16 protein-coding genes and 1 riboswitch are annotated in these 16985 nt (G+C 33.0%); of the genes, 11 read left to right on the top strand and 5 right to left on the bottom strand.

What is annotated here, in order from left to right:
* Positions 1-103: 103 nt before the first annotated feature.
* On the bottom strand, positions 104-388 hold the full coding sequence (locus CD034_RS10500) for a putative quinol monooxygenase (protein ID WP_002448351.1): 285 nt from the start codon (positions 386-388) through the stop codon (positions 104-106).
* A 177-nt stretch (positions 389-565) separates the two neighbouring features.
* Entirely contained in the window at positions 566-1846 is a 1281-nt protein-coding gene (locus CD034_RS10505) for a pyruvate MFS transporter (protein ID WP_049418967.1), read from the bottom strand.
* Positions 1847-2187: 341 nt separating this feature from the next.
* Positions 2188-2297: riboswitch (TPP riboswitch) on the top strand.
* Positions 2298-2365: 68 nt separating this feature from the next.
* Between CD034_RS10505 and CD034_RS10510 the strand changes: the two genes are divergently transcribed.
* The 7 genes from CD034_RS10510 (at position 2366) to CD034_RS10540 (ending at position 8854) form a co-directional block, all read left to right on the top strand.
* Complete coding sequence (locus CD034_RS10510) at positions 2366-2956, top strand: thiamine phosphate synthase (RefSeq protein WP_002488780.1); 591 nt, start codon at positions 2366-2368, stop codon at positions 2954-2956.
* Entirely contained in the window at positions 2949-4064 is a 1116-nt protein-coding gene (thiO, locus tag CD034_RS10515; protein ID WP_077700017.1) for a glycine oxidase ThiO, read from the top strand. Before CD034_RS10510 ends, thiO begins: the two co-directional genes overlap by 8 nt.
* Positions 4048-4248, top strand: a complete 201-nt coding sequence (gene thiS, locus CD034_RS10520) for a sulfur carrier protein ThiS (protein WP_049437248.1) — start codon at positions 4048-4050, stop codon at positions 4246-4248. The genes thiO and thiS overlap by 17 nt, the downstream gene beginning before the upstream one ends.
* A gap of 1 nt (position 4249) precedes the next feature.
* The gene (locus tag CD034_RS10525; protein WP_002454859.1) at positions 4250-5017 is read left to right on the top strand and encodes a thiazole synthase; all 768 of its coding nucleotides are present in this window, start codon (positions 4250-4252) and stop codon (positions 5015-5017) included.
* Complete coding sequence (locus CD034_RS10530; protein ID WP_103288368.1) at positions 5017-6015, top strand: ThiF family adenylyltransferase; 999 nt, start codon at positions 5017-5019, stop codon at positions 6013-6015. The genes CD034_RS10525 and CD034_RS10530 overlap by 1 nt, the downstream gene beginning before the upstream one ends.
* Before the next feature lie 117 nt (positions 6016-6132).
* Positions 6133-6744 carry an undecaprenyl phosphate transporter UptA gene (gene uptA / locus CD034_RS10535; protein WP_002448460.1) on the top strand — a complete coding sequence of 204 codons (612 nt, stop codon included), beginning with the start codon at positions 6133-6135 and terminating at the stop codon, positions 6742-6744.
* Positions 6745-6889: 145 nt separating this feature from the next.
* The gene (locus CD034_RS10540) at positions 6890-8854 is read left to right on the top strand and encodes a fructose-1,6-bisphosphatase (RefSeq protein WP_103288369.1); all 1965 of its coding nucleotides are present in this window, start codon (positions 6890-6892) and stop codon (positions 8852-8854) included.
* Positions 8855-8907: 53 nt separating this feature from the next.
* Here CD034_RS10540 and CD034_RS10545 read toward each other — a convergent pair whose 3' ends face one another.
* Positions 8908-10692, bottom strand: coding sequence for a cation:proton antiporter (locus CD034_RS10545; protein ID WP_103288370.1), 1785 nt, complete (start codon positions 10690-10692; stop codon positions 8908-8910).
* Positions 10693-10974: 282 nt separating this feature from the next.
* Here CD034_RS10545 and CD034_RS10550 point away from each other — a divergent pair, with 282 nt between their 5' ends.
* Together CD034_RS10550 and aldA are read left to right on the top strand one after the other, a co-directional pair.
* On the top strand, positions 10975-12060 hold the full coding sequence (locus CD034_RS10550) for a YkvI family membrane protein (protein WP_103288371.1): 1086 nt from the start codon (positions 10975-10977) through the stop codon (positions 12058-12060).
* 75 nt (positions 12061-12135) lie between these two features.
* Positions 12136-13560, top strand: a complete 1425-nt coding sequence (aldA, locus tag CD034_RS10555) for an aldehyde dehydrogenase (RefSeq protein WP_103288372.1) — start codon at positions 12136-12138, stop codon at positions 13558-13560.
* Between the two features lie 60 nt (positions 13561-13620).
* Here aldA and CD034_RS10560 read toward each other — a convergent pair whose 3' ends face one another.
* On the bottom strand, positions 13621-14577 hold the full coding sequence (locus CD034_RS10560; protein WP_039984014.1) for a metal ABC transporter solute-binding protein, Zn/Mn family: 957 nt from the start codon (positions 14575-14577) through the stop codon (positions 13621-13623).
* Positions 14578-14758: 181 nt separating this feature from the next.
* Between CD034_RS10560 and CD034_RS10565 the strand changes: the two genes are divergently transcribed.
* Positions 14759-15040, top strand: coding sequence for a GNAT family N-acetyltransferase (locus CD034_RS10565; RefSeq protein ID WP_103288373.1), 282 nt, complete (start codon positions 14759-14761; stop codon positions 15038-15040).
* A gap of 128 nt (positions 15041-15168) precedes the next feature.
* Positions 15169-15975, top strand: coding sequence for a VOC family protein (locus CD034_RS10570; RefSeq protein WP_103288374.1), 807 nt, complete (start codon positions 15169-15171; stop codon positions 15973-15975).
* A gap of 34 nt (positions 15976-16009) precedes the next feature.
* On the opposite strand, the gene CD034_RS10575 is transcribed toward CD034_RS10570, so the two are convergent.
* Complete coding sequence (locus CD034_RS10575; protein ID WP_103288375.1) at positions 16010-16918, bottom strand: phosphate/phosphite/phosphonate ABC transporter substrate-binding protein; 909 nt, start codon at positions 16916-16918, stop codon at positions 16010-16012.
* Positions 16919-16985 lie beyond the last annotated feature (67 nt).

A 16985-nucleotide genomic window follows, 5' to 3' on the forward strand; every position in this document is an offset into this window, starting at 1 on the left:
TTCCTTTCATTTTTCATACCATCTTATTTCATACCATCTTATCATAACATGATAAACGCCTTGCCCAAGTACAAATATCACTTAGACAAGGCATGTTTAGTTATTATTTTGTTTCTGCTACATCAATGACAGGTTCTTCAGCGACATATTTTCCTATATTTTCACTAAATGCTTTGAAATGATCTGAATGGTTATGTGCTTGAACCGCTTCTTGGTCTTTATAATTTTCAACAACAACGAATGTGTTATGTTCTGCTACATCTTCATAATGAGCATAAAATGTATTACCCGGTTCTTGACGTGAACTTTGAACTAATTTGTTCATTAAATCTAAATAGTCATTACGCACATCTTCTTTAATTTTAAGCTTCGCATTAATAATAATCATATAATCACCTTCCAAATATAATTATAACGTTTTACCCGGATATTATAAAAAGAAAACAGTAGTAAGAAGAGAGGTAACATTGATTTTCAATTCAGTCATCGACAGTCAATATATTAAAAATGCCTGAGACAACTGATGATGTCCCAGGCTTTCACTTTTGTGGATAATGTATAAATCTTATTTAATATGTCTACTTTCATCTTTAATTAATGGTTTGTCTGGTGTAACGAAGAACCATAATACAGCTGCAATCACCGCTGGAATAATTAATAATTGGAATGTCATTGTCCAGCCAAGTGATGATACTAATGCACCTGCTAAAAATGGACTGATTAACGCACCAATATTTCCCCATAAATTCATCCAACCCGATACTGTACCAGCAAAGTTACGTCCAATGTCATTTGCTGCTGCCCAACTCATTCCCATTGAAATACCCATACCACCTAAGCCAAGTGATAACCAAAAGATGGTCACATATAAGTTTTGTGTATGAACTGCAAAGAAGATGGAGATAGCAAATACGATAAAGCCAACAATTGCAATTAACCCTCTCGCTACAAAACGACTTTGACCGCTATGCAAAATTTTATCTGAAATCGCACCCGCAGATAAAATTAAAATAAACATAATAAACCATGGTAAAGCACTAATTGTCATATCTTTAAATTGTACATGATATTGCTCAGTTAAATAAGTAGGTAACCAAATTAAGAATAGAGCAATAACAAATTGAACTACGAAATATTGCCCTGCAATGGCATAGAAACTCATGCGTTTAAAAAATTGATTCCAAGGTGCTACGGATTTAGTTGTTTCTACTAAATCACGATGTTGCATGATATACTGTTTTTCTGCATCATTGACCATGCGATGTTGCTCAGGTAAATCTTTTGCAATAATTGCCCAAAGTGCTGCAATCACAATACCAACTGCCCCAAAAATGTAGAATACGGCTTGCCAGTTAAATGCATTAACAATTGCGATAGTAATTACTGGTGCTAATACTGGACCGAAATATGATCCTGCTAACAACGCACTCGATGCTCTCCCTTTTTCATCTTTAGCAAACCAAGTTGAATTGAATACTGCATTAGATGGATACATTGGCGCTTCTCCGATACCAAATAAGAAACGTACTAAATATAATAAACCATGATGTTTAATCATTCCCGTTAAAATTGTAAATGCACTCCACCATAATAATGCGATTGAAATCATCTTACGTGGACCAAACTTCTCTGCTAACATACCTGAAGGCACTTGCATCAATGCATAACCTAGTGAGAAGAATGAAGCTAATAAACCAAATTGTTGCTTTGTCATGTGAAGATCTTCCATCATTTGAGGTGCAATAAATGAGATATTAGATCTATCCATATATGCAATGACCCCAATAATAAAGAATGCGATAGCGAAATACCAACGAACATTACTTTTCTTTTGTCTTTGTACCATAATTTTTTCCTGCTTCCCTTTAAAGTTGTGTTGATTCTACTTACACGTTGATAATGAAAACTCCCAATCATGTTGTTCCCTTTTTTAACCGCCTTTCAAGCCCCATATCATAAGCTTTTTGCTATATTTTTTATAATATTAACAGGTTTTGCAAGCGTTTACAATTACTTTTTGAATATTTTTTATTTTATTTATACATAGCTATGTAAAATGTGTTTTACTGATTAAAAAGTATATTGCTACAAATCTAATTTGTTTTTGTATTTGAACTCTATTAAAAAAGGTTGTAGAATAAAATTGAAGCAAAAACGCTGATGTTTATTTTAAACACAACTGAATAAACAATCCACTGGAAGTGCCTTTGTTTAAGGCTGAGAGTAAAGAACGAACTTTATAATTCCTGGAACCTGATCCAGTTTGTACTGGCGTAGGAAAGTGGCGACTAGGATATCGTAAAGTTAAACAAAACGCTATTTCCCTACTGCAGGGAAATAGCGTTTTTTTGTTTAATAAGGAGTGATGTTCATTTTTATAGCGATAACGAAATATAAAGATTTAACCAATGATGATGTACAACATTTTCTTGATATCTCGGATGGAATAGATGGTTTATTGTTTCGTACTCCCATGTCATCAAGTGATTTGTCTTCATTTTTAACATCACTTATAGAAAAAGGATTCCCTAAATCAAAAATCATTATTCATAGTGATGTACATTTACTTGAACAACTTCACCTCTCTCATATTCATTTTCGAGAAATGGATGAAGATGCATTTAGCTATAAATCAACGCATCCAGAGATTGAAGTGAGTATGTCTACACATTCAATTGAATCTGTTAAAGCAGCTTATGAACACGATCTTGATTATGTCTTTTTTGGTCACATTTTTAAGACACCTTCAAAACCTAATCAATTGCCTCGATCAAAAGCAGAGATTCAGCGTGTGTTAGAGATTCCTATTCCCATTTATGCCATTGGAGGTATCACTGAAAAAACGATTCTTCAATTACCTCATGGTTTTAAAGGAATTTGTGCGATTTCTTTTTTTATGAACGCATCTTTACAACAAATTGAACTATTGCGAAAGGAGTGGTTGAAAGATGCATGATGTTTTAATCATAGGTTCGGGCGTGATTGGCATGTCTATTGCACGCCAATTAAGTCAATCTCACCTTGACATTGCACTTATCGATCGTGACGTACCAGGTAAACACGCATCATATAAAGCAGGTGGAATGTTAGGTGCTCAAAATGAATTTACTGAAGATACTGATTTATTTAGACTTGCTCTTGAATCACGAAGTCTCTTTCCACAATTATGTCAAGATTTAGAAGCTGAGACAGGTATTGATATTCAGTTTCAAAATTCAGGCTTAATTAAAGTGGCTAATCGTCCTGAAGATGTTGAAAGTTTAGAAAAACAGTATCAATTTTTAAGTGGTTTAGATTCTAGTGTCATTGTTCTTTCAGATGAGGAACTGACTCATTTAACGAATGGCACAGTAACATCAAGTGAAATGGCTATTTACATTCCACAAGATGGACAGATTAATGCCAATCACTACACTAAAGCTTTATTTACATCTTTAAAGCAACGTCAAATTAAGCGATATGTCAATACAGAGGTACAATCTGTTCAGCGCCAAAATGGGTACTACGATGTTGAAACGTCACAAGGCACATTACAAGCTAAGAAAGTCATTGTGGCAGCAGGCGCATGGACATCTAAATTATTAACTCAATACTCACTACCTAGAGATGTAGTCGGTGTAAAAGGTGAAGTCTTACTGATTGAAAATGACCACTTGGATTTAAAAGAAACCGTATTTATGACCAATGGCTGTTATATCGTGCCAAAATATCCAAATCGTTTCTTAATTGGTGCCACAAGCGAGTTTGATAATTATTCAGTTGGTAATACAGACGATGGCATCTCTTGGTTACACCACTTTGCAAATGAACGTGTACCAGAACTCGCACACGGCAAAGTCATTAAACAGTGGTCTGGTGTCCGTCCATATACTGAAGGAGAAATACCAATAATGGACCGTATTGATGAAGATTTATATGTGATTTCTGGTCATTATCGTAATGGTATTTTACTTTCACCTATTATTGGTCGTGATATTGCCAATTGGATACTCACCGGTGTTAAGCCACATCGATATGAATCATTTAGTGCTTCAAGGAGGTTAAATCATGAAGTGTATCATTAATGGGGACACATTCAATTTTGATTCAGAACAATCTATTACTTCTGTACTTGAATCTCTTGAATTAGACCCTAAACGTGTCATTGTCGAACATAATAAAACTTTAATTAAACAAGAAGACTACGATCAACATACAGTACGTGAAGATGATCAATTAGAATTATTAGAATTTGTTGGAGGCGGATAAAATGTTTAAAATTGGACCATTAGAAATTAAATCTCGTTTATTATTAGGTACAGGAAAATTTGAAGATGAAGCGACGCAAACAAAAGCGATTGAAGCAGCAGAAGCGAATGTGCTGACTTTTGCCGTAAGACGTATGAATTTATATGATAAAAACTTGCCTAATCCATTAGCAAATATTAATCTTAAAGACTTTATTACTTTTCCAAATACAGCTGGCGCCAAAACGGCTGAAGAAGCGATTCGTATCGCTGAAATTGCAAAACATGCTGGAGTATGTGACATGATTAAAGTCGAAGTGATTGGTGATGATGAAACATTGCTCCCTGATCCATTTGAAACATATGAAGCATGTAAAGTGTTATTAGAAAAAGGTTATATCGTATGTCCTTACATTTCTAATGATGTCGTATTAGCGAAACGTTTAGAAGAATTAGGTGTTCATGCTGTCATGCCACTTGCTTCTCCAATTGGTACTGGACGTGGTATTAATAACCAACTTAATTTAAGTTACATTATTAAACATTCAAATGTTCCCGTTATTGTCGATGCTGGTATTGGTTCACCAAAAGATGCGTGTCATGCGATGGAATTAGGCGCTGATGCTATTCTTTTAAACACTGCAGTTTCAGGCGCAAAAGACCCTGTTAAAATGGCTGAAGCAATGAAATTGGGTATTCATGCAGGCCGTCTCTCATATGAAGCAGGACGTATTCCAGTAAAATATACAGCCCAAGCGTCAAGCCCTACTGAAGGTTTAGGATTCTTATAATGCAACGCTATAACCGTCAAATGCGTTATCATGCATTTGGAGAGGATGGCCAAATTGCCCTCTCCAATGCAACCATTTTAATACTTGGTGCAGGCGCGTTAGGAAGTCACGTTGCAGAGCTTTTAGCACGTATGGGTGCGCATCATTTAGCCATTGTCGATATGGATATCGTTGAATTATCTAATTTACATCGCCAAGCACTCTATACTGAAGATGATGCTCACAATATGGTCCCTAAAGTTCACGCAGTTAAACAAAAGATTGAACACATTAATTCAAATGTAAACATTCAAACTTATTACCAAGAAATTGACTCTAGAACTATTGAGGACATTTTAAAAGCCGTCAATCCTGATATTGTCATTGATGGTATGGATCATTTCAAAATTCGTTATCTTATTAACGAAGCCTGTCAAAAACACCATATTCCGTGGGTGTATGGTGCTGCTGTAGGCAGTAAAGGTACCGTTTACGGCATTGATTTCAAAGGACCTTGTTTGAAATGTTTATTAAAACAAATTCCAACCAGTGCAGAGAGTTGTGCTATTAATGGCGTATTACCGCCTGTGATTACACAGGTAGCAAGCTATGAGGTCACAGAAGCGATTCGTTATTTATCTGGTCATGGATTTTCTCATAAGTTAATTACTCTTGATGCATTTCATATTGATTATAAAGCATTGAATATCGATATTTTAAAAGATGATGAATGTGACGTATGTGGTAAAGGTCATTACGAATTATTAGAAACGAAACAACAACAGAATATTGAAAGCTTATGCGGAAAAACCTACCTATTTAGATATCAACCTACTGCTTTTGACTATGCTGAACATTTCCCAGGTGATATTGTGAAGTCAACCTCATTTGCAAAGCTAATTAAAGATGGCAATTATGAAATTACCTTATTCAAAGATGGTAGAATGAATGTCTATGGCGTTGAAGATGATAATGAAGCAGAACAATTGTATCATCAATATTTAAAATCCTTAAAATGAGCTGTACAATCCTTATTATGTTATCACAAGCAATTCATAGTAAATTCCTATATAATGAATTTACTATGAATTTTTTATTCGAGTAATGTTTAATAACGGAGGATTTTTAACTTTATAATGGAACAAATTATTACAAATTTTATAGGTCAATGGGGTTATGCAGCCATTTTCATTCTTATTTTATTAGAAAATGTCTTACCTGTTGTGCCTTCTGAAATTATATTAACATTTGCAGGTTTAATGTCAGTTAAATCAGGTCTTTCAATTTTAGTCTTATTTATTATTTCAACAATTGCTTCATTTATCGGTTTACTTATTTTGTATTATTTATGTCGTTTAATTAAAGAGGAAAGTATTTATCGATTTGTTGATAAGTATGGTAAATGGTTCAAACTTAAAGGAAATGATGTGAAACGTGCGAACGACTGGTTTAAACGTTATGGCGCGTGGGCAGTTCTATTATGTCGTTTCATTCCTGTTTTACGTGTATTAATCACTATTCCAGCAGGTATCAATAAAATGAATGTTGCAACATTTACGATGTTATCTTTATTAGGCACAACAATTTGGAACTTTGCCTTAATTTTACTTGGTCGTCTTCTTAGTGATAGTTTCGATGTATTAATGTCTGGTATTCATACATATTCTTATTTTATGTATGTAATTCTTATCATTATTATTCTTTATGTACTCTATCGTCTATTCTTCAAAAAAAATAACGCTAAATAAATACATTAATTTTACTTTCAAATTAAATTTACAACAATTTAAGCATCACTGTTGAAAAAGTGATGCTTTTTAACGATAATTTATGTAAGCGGTTTTATTACTCTGCTTATTATCTAATAAATTTCCTATACAGGAGTGAAATCAAATGTCTCAATCTACGGAAAGTGAATTAAAGAAAAAGTATTTGGATTTACTATCTCAGCAATTTGATAGTCCTGAAAAACTTGCAACAGAAATTATTAATCTAGAATCCGTTTTAGAATTACCAAAAGGTACTGAACACTTCGTCAGCGATCTTCATGGTGAATATAAATCGTTCCAACACGTATTAAGAAATGGCTCTGGTAATGTCCGTGCTAAAATTAACGATATCTTTTCAGGTAACATCTCTCAAAAAGAAATAGATGATTTAGCTGCGCTAGTGTATTACCCAGAAGAAAAGTTAAAGCTCATTAAGAATGACTTTAATTCAAAACGTGAATTAAATGAATGGTATATCTTAACAATCGAACGCTTGATTGATTTAATCACGTATTGTTCTTCAAAATATACGCGTTCAAAACTACGTAAAGCCTTACCTTCAGAGTATACATATATTATTGAAGAGTTGCTTTATAAAAATAATGAATTTAACAATAAAAAATCGTATTATGAAACACTCTTAAATCAAGTTATCGAGCTTGAGCAATCAGATGATTTAATCATTGGATTATCTTATACTATCCAACGCCTTGTCGTGGATCATCTTCATGTTGTGGGTGATATCTACGATCGTGGTCCAGAACCTGACAAAATTATGGATACATTAATTGACTACCATTCTGTTGATATTCAATGGGGTAATCATGATGTACTTTGGATTGGCGCTTATGCAGGTTCTAAAGTGTGTTTAGCCAATTTACTACGTATATGTGCCCGCTACGATAACTTAGATATTATTGAAGATGCATATGGTATTAATTTAAGACCACTCCTCACTTTAGCTGAAAAACATTACGATGGCGATAACCCAGCGTTCAAACCGAAAAAACGTCCGGATAAAAAAGTGGGCTTATCTAAACACGAAGAAGCACAAATTACTAAGATTCACCAAGCCATTGCAATGATTCAATTTAAGCTTGAAATGCCAATTATTAAACGTCGCCCAAGTTTTGAAATGGATGACCGTTTAGTTTTAGAAAAAATAAATTATGATACAAACGAAATTACAATTTATGGTAAAACGTATCCTTTAAAAGATACTTGCTTTAGTACGGTGGACCCTAAAGATCCTGCAAAATTATTACCAGAAGAAGAAGATGTTGTTAATAAATTATTACTGTCTTTCCAACAATCTGAAAAATTAAAACGTCATATGGCCTTTCTAATGCAAAAAGGTAAATTATATCTCCCTTATAATGGAAATCTTCTTATTCATGGTTGCATTCCTGTAAATGATAATGGCGAAATGGAATCTTTTGAAATTGAAGGGGTAAAACATAAAGGCCGTGATTTATTAGATGTCTTTGAACGTCACGTGCGCTTAGCGTTTAGCGACAAAGAGAAAACAGATGATTTATCTACGGATCTTGTATGGTATTTATGGACAGGAAAATACAGTTCTTTATTTGGTAAACGTGCTATGACTACATTTGAGCGCTACTTCATTGAAGATAAAGCGTCTCATAAAGAACCGAAAAACCCTTATTATTACTTACGTGAAGATGTTGATATGATTCGCAAAATGCTAAAAGATTTCGGACTTAATCCTGATGAAGGTCGTATTATCAATGGACATACACCAGTAAAAGAAATCGATGGCGAGGATCCTATTAAAGCTAATGGGAAGATGTTAGTCATTGATGGTGGATTCTCAAAAGCTTATCAATCTACGACAGGTATCGCAGGTTACACGTTACTTTACAATTCATTTGGTATGCAACTTGTAGCACACCAATTCTTTGATTCTAAAGAGAATGTCTTATCTGATGGTGCTGATGAACTATCAGTACGACGTGTCGTTGATGAAGAATTACAACGTAAAAAGATTAGAGATACGAATGTCGGTAAAGACATTATGGAACAAATTCGCATGTTAAAATTATTAATGCACGACAGATATTTAAAATAAACCTATAATAATGCCCAGCAACAGTTCAAATGAACTGTTGCTGGGCACTTTTATTATTTATATACGTTTCTTAAAATACCATAAGTTCCATTGTCGTACTCATCCATTGATTTTGTACTCCTATGGAATGTCGCTTCTTTATCGTCATTAATGTGATAAATAATCATATCTTTATCTGTAATATCATGATATGAAGAGGCTGGAACTTCGACAATATTTTGATTCGTAATCACATTGTCAAACCATCTTGGACTATGCTTTTCATCGAATAAAATATGATTACGAAGTGGTCCATTTAAATTATTACGTGCTTGATCATCTGTAAAGGATACTGGCATCATATTTACATTATTTAATCCAAATTCTGGAACTAACTCATTAAATGCAAGACTATTAAAAATAAATGATTTGGTCATTAATAAGCATTTGTTATAGCGAATTAAGTCTGCATACATACGATCACTACTTGATAATAAATTTCCTTTAAAAATTTCAAAGCCGAGTTCTTCAGCTTTATCAGAAGTGTTACTAAACAAGTTAAACACCATCACTGGAATACCATGCGATTGTAACTGTCTACCTAAGTGATAAGAGAATTCGCTCTCACCTACTAAAATGACACCTGGAGGTTCAGTACTTGCTAAACCAAGCATTTTACTTATTGGTGTAAAGCTAAAACCATATATGACTACGGTAATAAATACTAAACCAAATGTTACCGGTGTAATATAAGATGCCATTTTCATATTATCATTTAAAAATAATCCACCGAAAAATTGTGCTACAGTTAATACAACAATCCCTCTTGGTGCCATCATGGCTACAAGCGCACGCTCTTTTTTAGTGATTTCAGTACCAATGGTAGATAATAAAACAGCAATGGGACGTACTAACACAATCATAACAAGTGAGAAAATCACAAGCTTCCATGATAATACATTCATCAATACAGAGGGTGTTAATGATGATGTTATTAAAATAAACACCGTTGAAACTAGAATGGAAGACATATTTTCAATAAAATGATCTGACTCTTTATAAATTAAATCATGTCGTTTATAACGTGCCATCATTAATCCAAAAATGGTTACTGCCAGTAAACCAGATTCATCGAGAATTTGGTCACAGATGCTAAACACGAGCAATATAAACACCAACTGAATGGAAGGCATTAAATTTTGTGGTATGACATCGCGTTGGATGAGCCAATTGAAGAAGAATGAAGCACCAAAGCCAATTAATGCTACAATCAACATTTTAAAAATAAATATAAGGAGTAATTGGAAACCAAAACCTTGTCCAACGATTTGATACACATAAAATGCAGCTAATGCTAGTATTGGACCAAGTGGATCAAGTATAATACTTTCCCAACGTAAGACAGTATCTACACTGTTTCTAACTTTGGCTTGTTTTAACAGTGGCTGAATCACCGTTGGTCCAGTAATAAGAAGTAATCCACCCATAACAATAGCGATAGAAATAGGAAAACCTAAAATTTTATGTAAGGCAATAGCTCCAAGAACCCATGCAATTGTGGCGCCTATCGTAATAATACGTATAACCGCCTTAGAAATGCCTTTTAATTCTCTAAAATCTAGATTACTACTTCCTTCAAATAATATGATTGCTACCGCAAGAGATACAATTGGACTAAATATCTCTGAACCTAGTGTTTGCTCAGGATTTGCTAGTCCTAATATAGGTCCCACTAATAAACCAACAATCGACATGACTACAATTGAAGGCCATTTAATTCGATTTGCTAACCATTGACTGAAGATACCTAATGCAAGAAATAACACAATAACTAGCATTACAGGTAAATCAAATAACATATCTACACCTTCCTTATTTAAATTGAATATATTGCAATATCCTATCAAACTTTACTGAATAATGTATAGTATATTAATTACATTTTTTAAACAACATTTATATAAGAACTATAAACTATTATATACCCCATATAACTTAAAATTTATACAAATTCTTTCTAATGTATTTTTGAGAAATACAATGTTCATTACAAGTAAACTTTAATATTTATTTTTAACAAAATGTCCTTTAAAATAGATTAATATATTCTCATGTGTTTGATTTAGAAAGGATTTTTAAAAATGAAAGTTTTAAAAGAGTCGATGATCGTAGCATTTGCCTTTGTAGGTGTTGTCGTTGGTGCTGGTTTTGCTACAGGTCAAGAAATATTCCAATTTTTCACAAGTAACGGTCAATTCAGTGTATTAGGGATTATTATTACAGGATTAATCATCACACTAGGCGGTATGTTCGTCTTAAATACTGGTTACAATATAAAATCACATAATCATTCAGAATCCATTCATTACTATTTGCACCCTATGATTGCTCGATTATTTGATATTATCCTAACATTATTTTTGTTTTCACTCGCTATTATTATGAGCGCGGGCGGGGCATCTACAATTCAAGAAAGTTTTCATTTACCTTATTGGCTTAGTTCACTTATTCTCGTCGGTCTGATTTTGGTTACATTATTTTTAAAATTTGATCGTTTAATTGCAGTACTCGGTATCGTTACACCTTTCTTAGTTATCGTCGTCACAATTATTGCGATATATTATCTTGCAACTGGCCATCTTGACTTTGAAAGTGCAAATCAATATGCACAGCATAAATCATCTATTTCACTTGGATGGTGGTTTGATGGCATCAATTATGCCAGTTTACAAATTGCTGCTGCCTTCAGTTTTCTAAGTGTAATGGGGGGACGTTTACATGACCAACGTGCTTCTATTTGGGGCGGATTAATCGGTGGCGTCATTATTACATTTTTACTTTTAATGATTAATTTAGGCTTAATGACAAAATTTAATGATATTAAATCCGTAGCGCTTCCAACCTTATTATTGGCACGACATATCTCACCTATTTTGGGAACTATCATGTCTATTATTATGATTCTAGTTATCTATAATACTATTGTAGGCTTAATGTACGCATTCGCCTCTCGTTTCACAACACCGTTTTCAAAACAATATTTTGTACTTATTATCGTCATGACAAGCGTGACGTTCATTTGTACATTTATCGGCTTTATTTCACTCATTGGCAAAGTATTTCCAATTATGGGGTTATTTGGCTTTATTCTACTCATTCCTATTTTATATAAAGGGGTTAGACATTTTAAATATTCAAAAAAAGAAGGTTCAAAGGGAGAACATTAATCTCCTTTTGAATCTTCTTTTTTTATAGATTAAATTTAATACTTTACGGGAATAATAGGTATGGAGGTGTCGTTAATGACGAATCAACTATTTATTAATAATGAATTTGTAGAAAGTAAGTCAAACGAAACAATGGACGTGATTAATCCTGCTACGGGAGAAACAATCGATACGATTACATTCGCTACTGAAGAAGAGGTAAACGACGCAATTGAAAAATCTAAACACGCTCAACTTGAATGGGAAAAAGTACCAGCTCCTACACGTGCTGAGCATGTAAAATTATTAATTCCTTTACTTGAACAACATAAAGATGACATTGCTCATTTATACGTTAAAGAACAAGGTAAAACAATAGTACAAGCTAAAGGTGAAATTGATAAATCAATAGAATTTATTGATTATATGGCAAGTTTAAGTATGAGTAACAAAGGTGAAGTATTACAAAATAGTATAGTAAACGAAACCATTCAACTGACAAAAAAACCTATCGGTGTGACGGCTGGTATTGTGCCTTGGAATGCTCCAATTTTAGTGCTTATGCGTAAAGTGATTCCAGCTATTGTAACGGGTTGTTCTGTCGTTATCAAACCAAGTGAAGAAACAACATTATTAACATTAAAAATTGCTGAACTTTTCCGTGATTCAACTATTCCAGCTGGTCTTATTCAAATCGTTCCAGGTACTGGTGAAACAGTTGGAACACAATTGGCAACTCATAAAGATATTCAGCTTGTTTCATTAACGGGTAGTATGGGCGCAGGTAAAGCTGTATTTAAAAATGCGGCTGACAGCATTAAAAAACTTAACTTAGAACTAGGTGGAAATGCTCCTGTTCTTGTCACACAACACGCTGACTTAGATAAAGCTGTTGATTATATTGTTACTGCACGTATTAATAACGCTGGCCAAGTATGTACATGTCCAGAACGTATCTTTGTTCATGAAGATGTACATGATGACTTTATTAATAAAGTGAAAGATAAAATGGATGCGCTTCAAGTTGGAGATCCATACGATGAAAACACTGACTATGGTGCAATCATTAATCAAAAACAATTAGATAGTATTGATGATAAAGTTCAAGAAGCAGTAAAACATGGCGCAGATTTAGTATTAGGTGGCTATAAATTAGATCGTAAAGGATTCTTCTACGCTCCTACAATTTTAGATCATGTAAAAACGACTGATAGTGCTTTTAAAGAAGAAATTTTCGGTCCTGTTCTTGCTATAACTACGTATACAAACTTTGATGACGTTATTGATATGGCAAATGATACGAATGCAGGTCTATCATCTTATATTTTCTCTGAAAACTTAAAAGAAATTATGACAGCTACTGAACGTTTAAAATTTGGAGAAGTGTATGCGAACTGTGAGGCAGAAGAAGCAGTCAATGGTTATCACGCAGGTTGGAGAGAATCTGGCCTTGGTGGTGCAGACGGTATTCATGGTTTTGAAGAATATTACAATACAACTGTAAGTTATATTAGATGGTAAATTAAAAATAAAAAAAGAGAGCAAGAAAGAATGTAACGCCATTCTTTCTTGCTCTCCTTTTTATTTGTTTAATGCTTTATCGAGGGCTTGAATATTTTTTTTCATAATGGATTGAAAAGTGAGTGTTTGATCTTCTGATTGAGATTGAGACAATACTGCTAAATTATTAAAATTTACAGGTTGAGTTTGGGTCTCTTTACGAATCACATCGGTTATTTTTGAAGAAATATTTTGTTCATATAAAATATACGGTTCATGTGTGTCTTTTATTTGATTAATGAGCGCTAAGATGTCTTTTTGACTTGGCTCTTTATTATTCATACCGCTAATCCCTTCTTGTTCGAAATGGTAACGACGCGCTAAATATCCTAATGAATCATGAGAAATAATTACTTTATCTCGTTTAGGACGCCTCGTTATGTTAGATAATGTATGGTCAATTTGTTTTAAATCTTCAACTAATTGTTTATAGTTATGCTCATAATATCTACGATGCACAGGATCTTTATGAACTAAATCATCTTTAATTTTCTTTGCGAATTGTTGGTCTAGTATTGGATCAAGCCAAACATGAGGATCATATGATGTTGCTTCATGATGATGTCCATGTTCATCGTGATCATCATCTTCATTCACAAGGATTTGTTTATTTAAACTATTTGCAACCGCTAATTTCATATCATTATTATTCATTGATTTTGTAATTTTAGCTGCTACTGGATCAAGATGATCACTTGAATAAACAAATAAATCACTTTTTGCAATATTAATCATATCGCGTTGACTAGGTTCATATGTATGCATATCAGCACCCGGTGGATAAATCGTATCTACATCCACATATTTACCACCAATTTGTTTTGTAAAGCTTTCAAACGCAAAAACCGTGGTATAAATTTTTAATTTATTCTCAGTTGTTACTTTTTTCTGTTTGTGAGTGATATCGCGGTTTGTACTACAAGCAGATAATATGAGACACAAACACATTAAACCGATAATTGCGATCATCTTCTTCACACAAAACCCTCCAAAACGTAATAATTTCGTTCTCAACTATATCTGTTCTTTTATAAAAAAGCAATAACTTTGTATTTAAATTTTTTATAATTTTTATATTCTAAATTTTATTTATGTAATGTTTTAATTTAGTGGAAATGTGATAAATAATACTAAGACATTATATAAGGAGTGAAGTAATATGGCTGAAGAAATTAAACAAGGTAACAATAAATTTTATGTAGGTGAAGACGAAAATAATCCTAAAGCAGAAATCACTTACAAACAAGTAGATAACAATGAAATTGAAATCGATCACACTGGTGTATCTGATGAATTAGGTGGTCAAGGTTTAGGAACTAAATTAGTTGATGCAGTTGTAGAACATGCTCGTCAAATTAATTTAAAAATTATCGCTTCTTGTCCATTTGCAAAAGATGTATTAGAAAAAAATGATAGTTACCAAGATGTTTATTTAGGATAAGAGTAAAATAAAATCCTCTAGAGAATCATTCTCTAGAGGATTTTTTTAATCAAGTGATTTATCTTGTTTCCTATTAATCATTCTAGTATATTTAATATACTTAGTATAAAAAAGAGAGGCAATGATACATGACTGCATTTCATTCAAAAGAAGCAATGCAAGTGACGAACGTCACTTTAAATGTTAAAGATTTAAACAAAATGAATCACTTTTATTCTGAAGTACTCGGCTTTTCTATTAAAAAGAAAACTGACACACAAACCATTTTTAATGTTGGAGAACATGGTCACACGTTAACGCTTCATCTTTTAAATCATGGACGTCATCCTGAATTTAGAGAAGCTGGCCTTTTTCATATCGCTTATTTATTACCTTCACGACAAGACTTAGCTAACTTCCTATATCATATGAGTCGTTTAAATCAGCCTGTTGGTGGCGGTGACCATTTAGTAAGTGAAGCGCTATATTTCAATGATCCAGAAGGTAATGGTATTGAAGTCTATCAAGATCGCCCTTCTAGTGGTTGGGAATGGGAGAATGGCTTTATTAAAATGGATACCCTTGAAGTTGATGCACAAGATTTAATTTCACATCGTACTGAAAAGGGTTGGCAAGGTTTTCCATCAGATGGAAAACTAGGACATCTCCATTTAAAAACACATAATTTGATGGAGGCTCGTCAATTCTATATTGATCAACTTGGTTTTGAACATATTTCAAACCTCCCTCAAAGTTTATTTATTTCTGCACAACACTATCATCATCACATTGCTGTGAATACATGGCAATCTAATCAAGTGAATCCAGACAATAAGAACACTTATGGATTAACACATATTGATATCTATCAACCTCACGCTAAAGAAACGAATTTAACATCACCTGAAGGGTTTAGTGTGACTGTTCATGGAGATGTAAGTGTAGTTCCTGATTAAAAAAAAGGTTGGATGACAATCATCCAATCTTTTTTTAATCTACAATATCTCGATATTTTCTTACAGTATCAAAGTCACTATCTTTTGCTTTTTCATAACCTTGATGACCATAAATATCACTAATAACATGTTTACCTTTTTTTGTATGACTGATATCAATAAATGCTTTACTAATTTTCTTTTTCCATTTGCTACTCATGTCATTACGTACTGAAATGGTATCATTCGGAATTTTCTTTGTGCGATAAATCACTTTAGTTTCTTGATAAATATTGGGATACTCTTTTTTTAAATCTGCCCGAGCATCTTGATATGTAGCAACAGCTTCTACATCATGATTTAATAATGCAATTAACCCCTGATCATGACCTTTCACTTGTTGAATTTGAATATCAGACTTTTTTATTCCTTTTTCCATTAACGATGCTAAAGGATAAATATATCCTGACGTTGATTCCACATCTTGTAACGCTACCCTCTTATCTTTCAAATCTTTTAAATGATTAATATTACTATCTTTACGAACCACAATTTGAGATCGATAGTAATCTACAAGGTGATGTGTTTGATTTCCTTTATTATCTACTAAGTAACCTTTTGACTTTAACAATACATCTGCTGCATGAGCATCATGAGCTAATGTGTAAGAAACAGGAGAAATAAATGCAATATCGATTTTTTTCGATTTCAACCCTTCTATCATTGTATTATAATTTGTTGCTATATGTACTTTTACAGGAACTTCCAGCTCATCAGATAATAATTGTTGCAAAGGTTTTACTTTAGCATTAAGGATTTGAGCATTTTGAGATGGAACAAACTCAACAGTTAATGATTTAGGTGTATAGGCTTCTTTAGGATACTTTACATTATCAATGTTTGAACAACCGCTTACTATAATTGTAATAACTAAATAAATAACTAAAAATTTTAAACGTTTCATCATTTTCTCTTTTCAAAATATATAATGTATTTAAATTTCATCAAACTTAAAATATAAAGACGTATTT

Source organism: Staphylococcus hominis subsp. hominis (assembly GCF_002901845.1).
GTDB classification, from domain to species: Bacteria; Bacillota; Bacilli; order Staphylococcales; family Staphylococcaceae; genus Staphylococcus; species Staphylococcus hominis.

Coding starts and splice junctions, on each gene's coding strand:
- CD034_RS10545 (WP_103288370.1), bottom strand. CDS start 10,692: ATGTTATTTGATTTACCTGTAATGCTAGTTATTGTGTTATTTCTTGCA.
- thiO (WP_077700017.1), top strand. CDS start 2,949: ATGCATGATGTTTTAATCATAGGTTCGGGCGTGATTGGCATGTCTATT.
- CD034_RS10505 (WP_049418967.1), bottom strand. CDS start 1,846: ATGGTACAAAGACAAAAGAAAAGTAATGTTCGTTGGTATTTCGCTATC.
- CD034_RS10570 (WP_103288374.1), top strand. CDS start 15,169: ATGACTGCATTTCATTCAAAAGAAGCAATGCAAGTGACGAACGTCACT.
- CD034_RS10500 (WP_002448351.1), bottom strand. CDS start 388: ATGATTATTATTAATGCGAAGCTTAAAATTAAAGAAGATGTGCGTAAT.
- CD034_RS10530 (WP_103288368.1), top strand. CDS start 5,017: ATGCAACGCTATAACCGTCAAATGCGTTATCATGCATTTGGAGAGGAT.
- CD034_RS10575 (WP_103288375.1), bottom strand. CDS start 16,918: ATGAAACGTTTAAAATTTTTAGTTATTTATTTAGTTATTACAATTATA.
- aldA (WP_103288372.1), top strand. CDS start 12,136: ATGACGAATCAACTATTTATTAATAATGAATTTGTAGAAAGTAAGTCA.
- uptA (WP_002448460.1), top strand. CDS start 6,133: ATGGAACAAATTATTACAAATTTTATAGGTCAATGGGGTTATGCAGCC.
- CD034_RS10525 (WP_002454859.1), top strand. CDS start 4,250: ATGTTTAAAATTGGACCATTAGAAATTAAATCTCGTTTATTATTAGGT.
- CD034_RS10510 (WP_002488780.1), top strand. CDS start 2,366: ATGTTCATTTTTATAGCGATAACGAAATATAAAGATTTAACCAATGAT.
- CD034_RS10540 (WP_103288369.1), top strand. CDS start 6,890: ATGTCTCAATCTACGGAAAGTGAATTAAAGAAAAAGTATTTGGATTTA.
- CD034_RS10550 (WP_103288371.1), top strand. CDS start 10,975: ATGAAAGTTTTAAAAGAGTCGATGATCGTAGCATTTGCCTTTGTAGGT.
- CD034_RS10565 (WP_103288373.1), top strand. CDS start 14,759: ATGGCTGAAGAAATTAAACAAGGTAACAATAAATTTTATGTAGGTGAA.
- thiS (WP_049437248.1), top strand. CDS start 4,048: ATGAAGTGTATCATTAATGGGGACACATTCAATTTTGATTCAGAACAA.